Source organism: Nocardioides sp., from assembly GCF_036374615.1.
Taxonomy (GTDB): domain Bacteria; phylum Actinomycetota; class Actinomycetes; order Propionibacteriales; family Nocardioidaceae; genus Nocardioides.
This window is the reverse complement of the sequence record NZ_DASUTK010000061.1, coordinates 22723-35692: the sequence shown is the minus strand read 5'-3', so window position 1 is coordinate 35692 and position 12970 is coordinate 22723. Positions and strand designations below refer to the sequence as shown.

Below are 12970 nucleotides of genomic sequence, written 5' to 3'. Positions count from 1 at the left end.
GGGGGAAGTGCCATGGCGCCATCCCAGCAGACCCGACGTCTCGGGGCACCTACCGGCTCCCGCGAGGTGCGCGGTAGGTTGACCGCGTCATCACAGTCAGTACCAGACGGAAGTCACGAGACAGGAGCTCCGATGGTCGTCCAGGCGTACATCCTGATCCAGACAGACGTCGGCAAGGCCGCCGAGGTCGCCCGCGAGATCGCCCAGGTCAAGGGCGTGACCCTCGCCGAGGACGTCACCGGCCCGTACGACGTGATCGTGCGCGCCGAGGCGCGCAACGTGGACGAGCTCGGCAAGCTGGTCGTCTCGAAGGTCCAGAACCTCGACGGGATCACCCGGACCCTGACCTGCCCCGTCGTCCACATCTGAACGCAACCGATCTGAACGCATCGAGCGACGTACGACGCCCCGGAGCCGCCCGGCTCCGGGGCCTCGTGCTGTCGGGGCTGGTCAGCACTCTCGTAGCGGGCTGCTCGGCAGAACCGGTGACGGTGACCTCGGCCGAGGACCTGACCGCCGAGGACCGGGAGACCTGCCGCGCCCTGATCGCGGATGTTCCCGACACGCTCGGAGAACGGGAACGTCGCGACATCGAACCGCCGGACGCCCTCGGCGCCGCCTGGGGCGACCCCGCGATCGTGATGACGTGCGGCGGCGAGGCACCCACCCTGAGCCCGACCGCGGTGTGCGAGGAGGCGAACGGCGTCGGCTACTTCGTGGACGATGCGTCGCTGAGGGACGAGTCCGCTGACGTCACGCTCGTGACGGTCGGCTACGACCCGATCATCACCGTCGTCGTCCCGGCCGAGCAGCGGCCGGAAGGGGTCGCGGCAGCCACGGCTGGACTGGCTGCTGCGGTCGAGGAACACACCGAGCTGATCCGGGGGTGCCTGTAGCTGATCGGTCCCTGGCTCGACGCACCCCGGGTCTCCCTGTCGTTCTCTGACGCTGCTGTCGACCGATTGGGCAGGAACGACAGTCGGTCGCGGCGTGTCGCCGCCGTTTGTGTCCAAACGGCGGGCTGGACATCAAGCAGATCCGCGAGTGCCTGTAGCTGATCGGTCCCTGGCTCGACGCACCCGGGTCTCCCTGTCGTTCTCTGACGCTGGTGCCGTGCGATTGGGCACGAACGACAGTCGGTCGCGGCGTGTCGCCGCCGTTTGTGTCCAAACGGCGGGCAGGACACCGAGCAGACCAGCCCACCGCCGCCGAGCCGACCTCAGCGCAGGCCGGTGTCGCGCGACAGCGCGAGCTGGATCAGCCGGTCGACCAGGGCCGGGTAGTCGAGACCGCTGGCCGCCCACATCCGCGGGTACATCGAGGTCGGGGTGAAGCCCGGCATGGTGTTGATCTCGTTGACCACCAGGGAGTGGTCCGGCATCACGAAGAAGTCGACCCGGGCGAGCCCCTCGCACCCGACCGCCTCGAACGCACGGGCCGCGTGCTCGCGCAGCCGGGCCGCCACGTCGTCGGGGAGGTCGGCCGGGACGTCGAGCTCGGTGTGCTCCTCGGGGAGGTACTTCGCGGCGAAGTCGTAGAACTCGTGGTCGCCGCCGACCCTGATCTCGGCCGGCACGGTCGTCTCCGGCGTGCCGTCGATGGCCTGGAGCACCCCGCACTCGACCTCCCGGGCGCCCTCGGCCGACACCTCGACCAATGCCTTGCTGTCGTGCTCGAACGCCCCGATCAGACAGCCCTCGAGCTCGCTCGGTTCGTGCGCCTTGGAGATGCCGATCGAGGAGCCGCCGCGGGCTGGCTTCACGAACAGCGGGTAGCCGAGCTCGGCGGCACGCCGGGCGCTGCCGCTCGGGTCGCGGGCCCAGTCGCGCCGGGTGATCGTCACCGAGGGCATCACCGGAAGTCCGGCGTCGCGCAGCACGATCTTCATGAACGCCTTGTCCATGCTGACCGCGGAGGCGAGCACGCCGGCGCCGACGTACCTCACCCCGGCCATCTCGAGCATCCCCTGCAACGTGCCGTCCTCACCCCACGGGCCGTGCCGGAGCGGGAACACGACGTCGACGTCGCCGAGGGCACGCGGTGGCTGCGCTGGCTCGTGCACGACGAGACCGGCAGAATCCGCCTCGCGCGCGAGCACGACCCCCGCCCGGTCGCCGTCGACCTCGGGCAGGTCGCGGCCGGTGATGCGCAGCCGCTCGGGATCGTCTGCCTCCAGCACCCATCGACCGTCGGTGGCGATCCCGATCGGCACCACGTCGTACTTCTCGCGGTCGAGCGCGGACAGCACGCTGCCTGCGGTGACGCAGGAGATCGCGTGCTCGCTCGAGCGGCCTCCGAAGACCAGTGCGACGCGCGGCTTGCGACTGCTTCCGGGGGTGCCGGGGGTGGGTGAGGTCATCGGCTCGACCCTAGCCGCCTAGATTGCTGTTCATGGCCGACGCCCCGATCCGACCGGACCAGCCCGAGCTCCGTCCCAGCACGCTCGCCGTGACGGCCGGGAGGCCCGCCCACGAACCCGACCAGCCGCTCAACACGCCACTGACGATGGCCTCGACGTACGTCGCCGGCGGTGACCTGGAATACGGGCGTTACGGCAACCCCACGTGGGCGGCGTTCGAGGAGGCGCTGGGAGGACTCGAGGGTGGTCGGTGCCTGTCGTTCTCCAGCGGTCTCGCAGCGGCCGCCACCGTGCTCGACCTGGCCGGGCTGGGCACTCGGGTCGTGGCGCCGCGGCACGCCTACAACGGCACGGTGATGCAGCTCGCCGACCTCGAGGCCCGCGGCAGGGTGACGGCCACCCTGGTCGACGTCACAGACACGGATGCGCTGCTGAAGGCCTGCGAGGACGCCGCCCTGGTGTGGCTGGAGTCGCCCACCAACCCAGCACTGGAGGTGATCGACCTCGAGCCGGTGATCGAGGCCGCGCACGCCGCCGGCGCGTACGTCGCCGTCGACAACACCTTCGCCACCCCGCTGCTGCAGCGGCCGCTCGACCTCGGCGCCGACCTCGTCGTCCACTCGGCGACGAAGTACCTCAGTGGTCACGCCGACGTGATGCTCGGTGCGATCGTCACCCGGGACGACGAGCTCTACGGCGTCCTGAAGGGCCGCCGCGATCTGGTCGGCGCGGTCCCCGGGACGCTCGAGGCGTGGCTCGCGCTGCGCGGCCTACGCACGCTGCACCTCCGCGTCGAGCGGGCCCAGGCCAACGCCCAGGAGCTGGTGCGTCGGCTGGCCGGCCACCCGGCGGTCGGCGAGGTCCGCTACCCGGGCTTCGGGGCGATGGTTGCAATCGTGCTGACCCAGGGGGCGATGGCCGCCGACCTGCTGACGCACAAGACGAGGCTGTGGGTGCACGCCACCTCGCTGGGAGGCGTGGCGTCGACCTTCGAGCGCCGTCGACGGTGGAAGTCGGAGGCAGCCACGATCCCGGAAGCGCTGGTGCGGATGAGTGTCGGCGTCGAGGACGTCGAGGACCTGTGGGACGACCTGCGCAGCGCGCTCGACGACCTGACCTGACAACCTGCCGTGCGAGCGCACGTTGCATCGTGGGGCGACGTCAGCCGCCGACGCCGTACCGCAGCAGGGACACGCCGTTACGGAAGCCCCGGACCTCCAGCAGCCGGAGCCGCGGCACCTCGTGCCGGTCGGGGAACAGCCTCCGGCCGCGGCCCTGGACGGCGGGGTAGAGGAACAGGCGGTACTCGTCGACCAGTCCCGACCTGATCAGCGCATGCGTGAGGGTGATGCTGCCGGTGATCACGACGTCGCGGCCGGGTTGCTCCTTCAGGGAGCGCACCTGGTCGAGCCAGTCGCTTCCGAGCACGGTCGAGTTCTGCCACTGCGGATCGGTCATCGTGGAGGAGACGACGTACTTCTGGACCAAGTTGAGCTCCTCGGTGATCCCGGTCGTGTCGTCGGTCTGCCGGGGCCAGTAGCCCCGGAAGTCTTCGAACGTCTGCCGACCCAGCACCAGGACGTCACCCTGCTCCGCCAGAACGCGCGTCGCCGCCACCAGCTCCGGGTCCTGGTCCTCGGGGTCGAACCAGTCGCTGAGCATCTCGATGGAGCCGTCAAGCGTGATGTTCTGTGTGATCGCGAGTGTCCTCATGAGAGTGCCGACCCGCCTCAGGCACCAGACTCATCGCCCGCCGCGCGGCCGCCACTCGACTGCCGCAACCACACGAATCAACGGAGGGTCAGTCCCGTTCGGCCTTCGTGTCACGGTCGATGAAGGCCTGCATCATGTCGCGAGCGGTGCTGCGGCCGGCGACCACGGCGTCGACGTGCTCGGCGATCGGGGCGTCGACGTCGTTCTTCTCCGCGAGAGCGAGCAGCGACGCGCACGACTTGGCTCCCTCGGCGACCTGTCGGGTGGATGCATAGATCTCCTCGGTCGTCTGGCCCTGCCCGAGCTTCTCGCCGAAGGTGCGGTTTCGGGAGAGTGGCGAGGAGCAGGTGGCGACCAGGTCGCCGAGCCCGGCGAGGCCCATCAGGGTCAGCGGGTCGGCTCCGAGCCGGGTTGCGAGCCGGGCGGTCTCGGCCAGGCCGCGGGTGATGACCGATGCGGTGGTGTTGTCGCCGAAGCCGAGGCCGACGGCCATCCCGACTGCCAGCGCGACGACGTTCTTGTAGGCACCGCCGAGCTCGCACCCGAGGACGTCGACGGAGGTGTACGGCCGGAACGCCGTCGCGTGGCACATCGCCTGCAGCCGCTTCGCGACGTCCTCGTCGGCGCATGCCACGACGGAGGCGGCCGGCTCACGGTTCGCGATCTCCTTCGACAGGTTCGGGCCGCTGACGACGGCGATCCGCTCCTCCCCTGCTCCGGTGACCTCGGCGATCACCTCGGACATCCGCTTGAGACTGCCGAGCTCGACGCCCTTCATCAGCGACACCAACGGGACCTCAGGGAGCACCGGCGCCCAGTCCACGAGGTTCTCGCGGAACGACTGGGAGGGCACCGCGAAGATGACGGCGTCCGCGCCGTCGACGGCGACGACGGGGTCGTGGGTCGCCGAGACGGTGTCGGGCAGCTTCACGTCCGGCAGGTAGTCGCGGTTCTCGTGGTGGTCGTTGATGTCGGCGCACACCGCTTCGCGCCGGCCCCAGATGGTGACCTCGTTCCCGGCGTCGGCGAGCACGATCGAGAACGCGGTGCCCCACGAGCCGGCACCGAAGACCGCGATCCGGCTCATGCCCGGTCCTGCTTCCTGGGGTTGCCGATCTGGCGGAGGCCTGCCTTGCGCGGGTCGAACCTCTCGGCCGGCGCCTTCTCACCGCGCAGGTCCTCGACCACCGCGACGAGCGCCGCCATGATCCGGGCGGTTGCTGCGTTGATCGTCTCCGTCGACCGCGGTCGGGTGAGCAGGTCGGTCAGGTCCACGGGGTCACCGGCCTTCATCACGATGCGCTTGCGGGGGAACAGCCGAGGTCGGGTGGTGTACGGCGGGAGCACCTCGTGGGCACCCCACTGGCCGACCGGGATCACGGGGCAGCCGGTCTCCAGGGCGATCCGGGCCGCACCCGACTTCCCGATCATCGGCCACAGGTCCGGATCGCGAGTGAGCGTGCCCTCGGGGTAGACGACGACGCACTCCCCGGCGCGGACTGCATTGACTGCAGCGTCGAACGCGCCCACCGCATTGCGGCTGAGCCGTTCCACCGGGATCTGGCCGGCCGACCGGAGGAACTTTGACAGTGCCTTGTTCTTGAACAGACCGGACTTCGCGAGATAGCGCGGCAGCCGGCCGTGGTCGTAGACGAAGTGGGCCGACAGCAGCGGGTCGATGTGAGAGATGTGGTTGAACACGACGATGCACCCGCCGACTGCCGGGATCTTCTCGCCGTCGATCCAGGTCCGACTCGCGATCGAGAGGAGGGTGGGCTTCACGATCGGCACCGCGAGGGAGAACGCCCAGCCGCGTCCCTGCTGAAGCTTGCGAACCGTCACGGGCATCCTTCGTCGGTGGGGTCGGCCGGCGACCGATGGTCGGTGGTGCGCAGCAGGCTACTCCCTCGGGTGGCAGGATCGCGTTGATGGAACGTCTCCGCTTCGTCGTCCTGGTCCCGGTCAAGGATCCGGACGTCGGCAAGTCCCGGTTGCAGGTGCCGGCGCACCTGCGACCTGGCCTCGCGAGCGCCTTCGCGCTCGACACCGTGCACGCAGCTCGCGACTCGGATCTGGTGGCCGAGGTCGTCGTCGTGACTCACGACGCGGGCTTCGCGGACGTGGTCTCCGACCTCGGGTTCCGGCACCTGGACGACGTCAGCGACGGCCTCAACGCCAGCCTGGTCGCTGCCGCCGAGGCGGTGCGCGAGCAACATCCGCAGGCCCGGCCGGTCGCCCTCTGCGGGGACCTGCCGAGCCTGCGGGCGCCCGACCTCACGGCCGCACTGAGGGCGATGCCGGACGAGGCAGCGGCGTACGTCGCCGACGCCGACGGCACGGGAACCACGCTGTACGCCGCGTCGTACGACAGCTTCGAGCCGCAGTTCGGCCGCGGCTCGGCGGCCGCACATGCCGGTGCCGGCGCGATCGCGATCGGCGGCGAGCTTCCGACCCTGCGTCGCGACGTCGACGACGAGACATCGCTCGCAGCCGCGCTGCGGCTCCGTGTCGGACGGTTCACCCAGGACGTGGTGCCGGTCCTCGGCGCCGGCGCGTGACCGCAGGTTCCTCCGCCGAGGACGCCGACAGGGGCCGCCCGAAACCGGGCGACCCCTGTCGGGTGACGTTCAGGACTTCTTGGCAGCCTTCTTCGCGGTCTTCTTCGCTGCCGTGGTCTTCTTGGCCGGTGCCTTCTTGGCCGTCGAGGACTTCTTGGCTGCCGTCTTCTTCGCTGCCGTGGTCTTCTTGGCCGGTGCCTTCTTGGCCGTCGATGACTTCTTGGCTGCCGTCTTCTTGGCGGCCGAGGTCTTCTTCGCCGGAGCCTTCTTCGCAGCCGACTTCTTGGCCGGTGCCTTCTTCGCCGCACTCTTCGCGGTCGACGTCGTCTTCTTCGCAGGCGACTTCTTGGTGGTCGCCTTCTTCGCTGCGGACGTGGCGTTCGCCGCTGCGGAGACCGTCAGCTTGGGCAGCTTCTTGGCGCCGGACACGACGTTCTTCAGGTCCTGCCCCGGAGTGAACTTCGGGACGTTCTTCTTCTTGGTGCGGATCGTCGCCCCGGTCGCGGGGTTGCGGGCGGTGCCGGCCTTGCGGACCTTGCGCTCGAACGAACCGAAGCCGGTGATGGCGACCTTCTCGCCGCGTGCCACCTCCCGGGTGATGGTGTCGAGCACCGACTCGAGAGCGTGCGCAGCCTGCTTGCGGTTGCCATCGAACCGCTGTGCCAGCTTGTCGATGAGCTGTGACTTGTTCACTGTCTTCCCTTCCAATGAACGATCGGGCCGAGCCTTTACTCGACTTCTCCTAGGCAAACTAGGCATTTGCGGCGTCGGCCACAATCACCACGCCGCTAAATCACCAAGAAATCATGGGGTTTCGACCCCCCAAGCCACGATCGAGATCAGAGAGTTGTGGGCTTCCAGCCCGGACGTGCCGCCTCGTACGTCACGATGTCGGCCTCGTGGGACAGCGTGATCCCGATGTCGTCGAGCCCTTGCAGCAACCGCCATCGGGTGTAGTCGTCGATGTCGAAGCTGTCCTCGATCCGGTCGGGTCCGTCACCGGCGCGGACTGTGCGCGACTCGAGGTCGACGGTGATATCCGTGCCGGGGCGGGACTCCAGCAGGTCCCACAGTCGCTGCACGACCTTCTCGTCGACCTCGGCCGCGAGCAGCCCGGACTTGCCGCTGTTCCCGCGGAAGATGTCTCCGAACCGCGGCGACAGCACGACCTTGAAACCGTAGTCCTGCAGGGCCCACACGGCGTGCTCGCGCGAGGACCCGGTGCCGAAGTCGGGACCGGCGACGAGCACCGACCCGCCGGCGTACATGTCCTGGTTGAGCACGAACCCCGGGTCGTTGCGCCAGCTGACGAACAACCCGTCGTCGAAGCCGGTCCTGGTCACGCGCTTGAGGTAGGACGCCGGGATGATCTGGTCGGTGTCGACGTTGCTCCGACGCAGCGGAACTCCGACCCCGGTGTGGCTGGTGAACTTCTCCATGGTCGGCTCCGATCAGTCCAGGTCCGCGGGGGACGAGAGCGTCCCGCGGATCGCGGTGGCCGCCGCGACCGGCACGGAGACCAGGTGGGTGCGGCCTCCCTTGCCCTGTCGGCCCTCGAAGTTGCGGTTCGACGTCGACGCACTGCGTTCCTGCGGGGCGAGCTGGTCGGGGTTCATCCCCAGGCACATCGAGCAGCCGGCGCCGCGCCACTCGGCGCCGGCCTCCTTGAAGATCACGTCGAGGCCCTCCTCCTCGGCCTGCAGCCGCACCCGGACCGAACCCGGTACGACGAGCAGCCGAGTGTCGGCGGCCACCTTGCGGCCCTCGATGATCTGGGCGGCGAGCCGCAGGTCCTCGATCCGGCCGTTGGTGCAGGAGCCGACGAACACCGTGTCGACCTTGATGTCGCGCATCGGCGTACCGGCCTCGAGTCCCATGTAGCTCAAGGCCTTTTCGGCCGCCACGGCGTCCGAGGGGTTCTCGAAGTCAGCGGGTGAGGGCACGGCACCGCCGAGCGGGACACCCTGTCCGGGGTTCGTCCCCCACGTGACGAACGGGGTCATCTCGGCTGCGTCGAACACGATCTCCTTGTCGAAGATCGCGTCGTCGTCACTGCGCAGGCTGCGCCAGTAGTCGAGGGCGGCATCCCAGTCGGCGCCCTTCGGCGCCTCGGCCCGACCCTCGATGTAGTCGAACGTGGTCTGGTCGGGGGCGATCAGACCCGCCTTCGCACCCCACTCGATCGACATGTTGCAGACGGTCATCCGGCCCTCCATCGAGAGCTCCTCGATGGCCTCGCCCCGGTACTCCACGACGTACCCCTGGCCGCCACCGGTGCCGGTCGTGCTGATCAGGGTGAGGATCAGGTCCTTGGCGGTCACGCCGTCGGGCAGGCAGCCGTTGACGGTGACCGCCATCGTCCTGGGCCGAGCCTGCGGCAGCGTCTGCGTGGCCAGCACGTGCTCGACCTCGCTGGTGCCGATGCCGAACGCGAGTGCGCCGAAGGCGCCGTGGGTGCTGGTGTGGCTGTCACCGCAGACGATGGTCATCCCGGGCTGCGTCAGCCCCAGCTGAGGACCGACGACGTGCACGATGCCCTGCTCGATGTCACCGAGGGGGTGGAGCCGGACGCCGAACTCCTCGGCGTTCTTGCGCAGCGTCTCGACCTGGGTGCGGCTCACGGGATCGGCGATCGGCTTGTCCCAGTCGACGGTCGGCACGTTGTGGTCCTCGGTGGCGAGGGTGAGGTCAGGACGACGGACGCTGCGACCACTCAACCGCAGCCCGTCGAACGCCTGCGGACTGGTCACCTCGTGGATGAGGTGGAGGTCGATGTAGAGGAGGTCGGGCTCGCCCTCGGCCGACCGCACGACGTGCGCATCCCACACCTTCTCCGCCAGGGTCCTGGCCATGACGCACTCCTCCAGTCCTTCGGGTTCGAGGCCTCGCCTACTCTACGCCTTGCCATCCACAATCCGAGACGGCAGTATTGGAATATGGACAACTCGAGTGGAGTCGGCGTCCTCGACAAGGCCGCCCTGGTGCTGACCGCGCTGGAGTCCGGCCCGGCCACACTCGCCGGTCTGGTCGCGAGCACGGGCCTGGCGCGACCGACCGCTCACCGGCTCGCCGTCGCACTCGAGCACCACCGGTTGGTCGCGCGCGACCTGCAGGGCCGGTTCGTGCTGGGACCCCGACTCGCGGAACTGTCCGCTGCGGCCGGCGAGGACCGGCTGCTCGCGACCGCCGGCCCCGTGCTGGCCCGGTTGCGCGACATCACCGGCGAGTCCGCCCAGCTCTGGCGACGCCAGGGCGACCACCGGATCTGCGTGGCCGCCGCCGAGCGCCCGTCCGGTCTGCGCGACACGATCCCGGTCGGCACCCAGCTCACGATGAACGCCGGCTCGGCGGCTCAGGTGCTGCTCGCCTGGGAGGACCCGGACCGGATGCAGCGCGGCCTTCAGAACGCTGCGTTCTCGGCCGCCGCGCTCTCGGGCATCCGCCGCCGCGGCTGGGCACAGTCGGTCGGCGAGCGCGAGCAGGGAGTGGCCTCGGTCTCGGCGCCGGTCCGCTCCCCCGGCGGCAAGATCCTGGCCGCCGTGTCGGTCTCCGGTCCGTTGGAGCGCCTCTCGCGTCAGCCCGGCCGGATGCACGCGCCGGCAGTGCTGGCCGCTGCCGAGCGGCTGTCGGAGTCGCTGCGAAGGGCCGCCGCGGCTGAGTGACCGCGACACTCCGCCGACGAGGCAGGGCGGGGTCAGAAGGATCCCAGGTAGTCGTCGACCTCGGCCGGGGTGAGTCCGTGCACGGTTCGCAGGCCGCGGGTCATGGTGGCGAGGTAGGCCGGGGCCGGCTCACCTGGTTCGAGGGCCGCGAGATCGGTGGCGCTGAAGGTCAGCACTGGTCGGCCGTCGAGCTCCCCGGTGAGGTACAGCGTCTCGTAGCGGCCGGGGCCGAGCGTGTGGCGGCGGGTGGTGAGGACCGGCGACAGGTCGTGATCGACACCGGGTTCGCGCCGCATCTCCTGCTCGACCACGTCGGAGAACATCCTCGGCGTCAGGAGGTACGCCGTGCTGAGCACCTGACCGTCGGCCTCGGGGTCGTAGAAGGCGATCGCGCCGCCCCAGGTCGGCGAGCGCCACGCGAACACCAACCGGCCGGGCATCACGAACGGCCGTGTCCCGAGCGCCGCCGACCGGTCGCGGGTGCCCGGGTAGGTCCGGGTGGCGCCCGGCGGGCAGCCGCCGAGCAGGTAGCACCCGAACCGGTCGGGGTCGAGGTTCGAGCCGTAGGCGGCGTACCACACCAGGTCGTCCACAGCAGCAGCTCGGGACACAGGGATGCTCAGAAGAGCGCCTCCTGCTCGATCCCGAGCAGGGTCTGCTTGCGCTCGAGCCCGCCCGCGTAACCGGTGAGGGTGCCGTTGGCCCCGATGATCCGGTGACAAGGGATGACGATCGGGATCGGGTTCAGGCTGTTGGCCAGACCGACCGCCCGCGAGGCCGCGTTGCTCTTGCCGAGCCGGTGCGCGATCTCGCCGTACGTCGCCGTCTCGCCGTAGCCGACGCCGAGCAGCTGTTCCCACACCCGCTGCTGGAAGTCCGACCCCTGCGGCGCAAGCGGCAGGTCGAACTCCTTCAGGTCGCGGTTGAAGTACGCCGTGAGCTGCTGGACCGCTCGCATGAGCAGCGGGTCGGCGTCGTTGCGCTCACCCAGCGGGCGGCCGGCGGGCGGCCGGTACGGGCTGAACTCGATCGCGGTGATCGCGCCCCCGTGGGCGACGATCCGCAACGGCCCGACCGGGCTCTCCATCTCGGTCCACATGTCAGTCATCCTCTCGGGTGGTCGGTTCAAGATCCAGGGCGTGCAGGGAGTGCCACAGGTGCTCCTGGGCGTAGGACCGCCAGGGTCGCCAGCCCTCGGCCAGGTCGGAGCCGGCGTCGGGGTCGCGACCAGCCCGCTGCAGGGCGCGGCGGACACCGACGTCGCTGGGCAGGAACACGTCGGGATGGCCGAGCGCGCGCAGCGCGATGTAGTCGGCCGTCCAGGGACCGATGCCGGGCAGCTCGAGCAGCCGCCTCCTGGCCTCGTCCCGGTCAGCTCCTCGGTCCAGCGCGATGTCACCGGAGGCGAGCGCCGAGCACAGCCCGACCAGGGCTCGGCCGCGTGCGCGCGGCATGGGGAGGTCCTCCGGGTCGAGCTCGGCGAGCACCTCCGCAGATGGGAAAAGATGGGTGAGCTCCCCCTCGGCCGTGTCCAAGCGGACACCGTGCTCACGAGTGAGTCCGGTCGCGATGGTCCGTGCTTGCACGACGCTGATCTGCTGACCCAGGACGGCACGCACGGCCAGCTCTGCGCCGTCGACGTGACCCGGCACGCGCAGTCCAGGGGTGCGGCGCACGAGCGGTCCCACGAGCGGGTCGCCCGCGAAGGCCTCGTCGACCGCGACCGGGTCGCAGTCCGCGTCGAGCAGTCGCCGGACCCGCTCCACTGCCGTGCCGAGGTCGCGCAGGTCACCGAGCCGGAACGTCGCCGGCACCTGCGCGGTGCCGCCCGTCGCGGGCAGGTCGCTCAGCTCGACCCGGACCGTGCCGGCAGCGTGCGGTAGCGCCAGAGTCCGGGCGTACCAACCGTCGCCCGCGGCCTCGACGCCGGGGACGACGCGGGTGGCCAGGAAGTCGAGCAGGGCACGGCCCGCGAACGGAGTTCGGACTGCGATCCGCATGGTGACCGCACCGCTGGTCTGCCGGCGGCCGCGCCGGCCGCGAAGCTCGCTCGGCGTCGCGGCGTACACCTCCCGGACGGTGTCGTTGAACTGCCGGACGCTGGCGAACCCGGCGGCGAACGCCACATCCGCGAAGCCGAGGTCGGTCGTCTCGATCAGCACCCGCGCGGTCTGGGCGCGGCGTGCGCGCGCCAGCGCGAGCGGCCCAGCGCCGAGCTCAGCGGTGAGGAGGCGGGTCAGGTGGCGGGAGGTGTAGCCCAGCCGGGCCGCCAGCCCTTCGACACCTTCCCGATCGACCACCCCGTCACCGATCAACCGCATCGCGCGGCCGGCCACGTCGGCCGCGACGTCCCAGTCGGGACTGCCGGGAGTCGCGTCGGGCAGGCACCGCTTGCACGCGCGGTAGCCGGCTGCCTGCGCGGAGGCGGCGCTCGGGTGGAAGGTGACGTTGCGGAGCGCCGGAGTGCGGGCGGGGCACGACGGCCGGCAGTAGATGCCGGTGGTGCGGACGGCCGTGTAGAAAACGCCGTCGAACCGCCGGTCACGGGCCTTCACCGCGCGGTAGCAGGACTCGTCGTCGAGTCGGGTGGTCGGCGTCATGAGGCTCATCCTGCCTCAGTCCACTGACATCCTCTCGCGGAAATCGGACACGGCGGCACTGCCCTCTAAGGTGCGGTG

General features: G+C 70.2%; 15 protein-coding genes. 5 read left to right on the top strand and 10 right to left on the bottom strand.

Annotated elements, in window-relative coordinates; translation table 11 throughout:
• Positions 1-132: 132 nt before the first annotated feature.
• Both VFZ39_RS04780 and VFZ39_RS04775 read left to right on the top strand, forming a co-directional pair.
• The gene (locus tag VFZ39_RS04780; protein ID WP_135080071.1) at positions 133-369 is read left to right on the top strand and encodes an Lrp/AsnC family transcriptional regulator; all 237 of its coding nucleotides are present in this window, start codon (positions 133-135) and stop codon (positions 367-369) included.
• A gap of 65 nt (positions 370-434) precedes the next feature.
• A complete protein-coding gene (locus VFZ39_RS04775) occupies positions 435-896 on the top strand; it encodes a DUF3515 family protein (RefSeq protein ID WP_330864582.1) in 462 nt (153 codons plus the stop codon).
• A gap of 323 nt (positions 897-1219) precedes the next feature.
• Here the strand turns inward: VFZ39_RS04775 and VFZ39_RS04770 are convergent, their stop codons facing one another.
• On the bottom strand, positions 1220-2359 hold the full coding sequence (locus tag VFZ39_RS04770) for a D-alanine--D-alanine ligase family protein (RefSeq protein ID WP_330864581.1): 1140 nt from the start codon (positions 2357-2359) through the stop codon (positions 1220-1222).
• Between the two features lie 32 nt (positions 2360-2391).
• Between VFZ39_RS04770 and VFZ39_RS04765 the strand changes: the two genes are divergently transcribed.
• Positions 2392-3480, top strand: coding sequence for a trans-sulfuration enzyme family protein (locus VFZ39_RS04765; RefSeq protein ID WP_330864580.1), 1089 nt, complete (start codon positions 2392-2394; stop codon positions 3478-3480).
• Between the two features lie 40 nt (positions 3481-3520).
• Here VFZ39_RS04765 and VFZ39_RS04760 read toward each other — a convergent pair whose 3' ends face one another.
• The 3 genes from VFZ39_RS04760 to VFZ39_RS04750 all read right to left on the bottom strand — a co-directional run bounded on the left by VFZ39_RS04760 (position 3521) and on the right by VFZ39_RS04750 (position 5914).
• The gene (locus VFZ39_RS04760; RefSeq protein ID WP_330864579.1) at positions 3521-4072 is read right to left on the bottom strand and encodes a dihydrofolate reductase family protein; all 552 of its coding nucleotides are present in this window, start codon (positions 4070-4072) and stop codon (positions 3521-3523) included.
• An 88-nt stretch (positions 4073-4160) separates the two neighbouring features.
• Positions 4161-5159: an NAD(P)H-dependent glycerol-3-phosphate dehydrogenase gene (locus VFZ39_RS04755; protein WP_330864578.1), complete on the bottom strand. Its 999-nt coding sequence runs from the start codon at positions 5157-5159 to the stop codon at positions 4161-4163.
• Positions 5156-5914, bottom strand: a complete 759-nt coding sequence (locus tag VFZ39_RS04750) for a lysophospholipid acyltransferase family protein (protein ID WP_330864577.1) — start codon at positions 5912-5914, stop codon at positions 5156-5158. Before VFZ39_RS04750 ends, VFZ39_RS04755 begins: the two co-directional genes overlap by 4 nt.
• 86 nt (positions 5915-6000) lie before the next feature.
• Here VFZ39_RS04750 and cofC point away from each other — a divergent pair, with 86 nt between their 5' ends.
• Positions 6001-6630, top strand: a complete 630-nt coding sequence (gene cofC, locus VFZ39_RS04745; protein ID WP_330864576.1) for a 2-phospho-L-lactate guanylyltransferase — start codon at positions 6001-6003, stop codon at positions 6628-6630.
• Between the two features lie 69 nt (positions 6631-6699).
• On the opposite strand, the gene VFZ39_RS04740 is transcribed toward cofC, so the two are convergent.
• From VFZ39_RS04740 to leuC, 3 genes are all read right to left on the bottom strand, one after another.
• The gene (locus tag VFZ39_RS04740) at positions 6700-7389 is read right to left on the bottom strand and encodes an HU family DNA-binding protein (protein WP_330864575.1); all 690 of its coding nucleotides are present in this window, start codon (positions 7387-7389) and stop codon (positions 6700-6702) included.
• 80 nt (positions 7390-7469) lie between these two features.
• Positions 7470-8069 carry a 3-isopropylmalate dehydratase small subunit gene (leuD, locus tag VFZ39_RS04735; protein WP_330864574.1) on the bottom strand — a complete coding sequence of 200 codons (600 nt, stop codon included), beginning with the start codon at positions 8067-8069 and terminating at the stop codon, positions 7470-7472.
• A gap of 12 nt (positions 8070-8081) precedes the next feature.
• Positions 8082-9482, bottom strand: coding sequence for a 3-isopropylmalate dehydratase large subunit (gene leuC / locus VFZ39_RS04730; protein WP_330864573.1), 1401 nt, complete (start codon positions 9480-9482; stop codon positions 8082-8084).
• Between the two features lie 84 nt (positions 9483-9566).
• On the opposite strand from leuC, the gene VFZ39_RS04725 reads away from it, so the two are divergent.
• The gene (locus VFZ39_RS04725) at positions 9567-10292 is read left to right on the top strand and encodes an IclR family transcriptional regulator (RefSeq protein ID WP_330864572.1); all 726 of its coding nucleotides are present in this window, start codon (positions 9567-9569) and stop codon (positions 10290-10292) included.
• A 32-nt stretch (positions 10293-10324) separates the two neighbouring features.
• On the opposite strand, the gene VFZ39_RS04720 is transcribed toward VFZ39_RS04725, so the two are convergent.
• Genes VFZ39_RS04720 through VFZ39_RS04710 form a run of 3 tightly spaced genes read right to left on the bottom strand, consistent with a single transcriptional unit; the run spans position 10325 to position 12892 of the window.
• Entirely contained in the window at positions 10325-10885 is a 561-nt protein-coding gene (locus VFZ39_RS04720; RefSeq protein ID WP_330864571.1) for a histone deacetylase, read from the bottom strand.
• Between the two features lie 26 nt (positions 10886-10911).
• Positions 10912-11391 carry a methylated-DNA--[protein]-cysteine S-methyltransferase gene (locus VFZ39_RS04715; protein WP_330864570.1) on the bottom strand — a complete coding sequence of 160 codons (480 nt, stop codon included), beginning with the start codon at positions 11389-11391 and terminating at the stop codon, positions 10912-10914.
• Position 11392: 1 nt separating this feature from the next.
• Entirely contained in the window at positions 11393-12892 is a 1500-nt protein-coding gene (locus VFZ39_RS04710) for an AlkA N-terminal domain-containing protein (protein WP_330864569.1), read from the bottom strand.
• Positions 12893-12970: the final 78 nt, after the last annotated feature.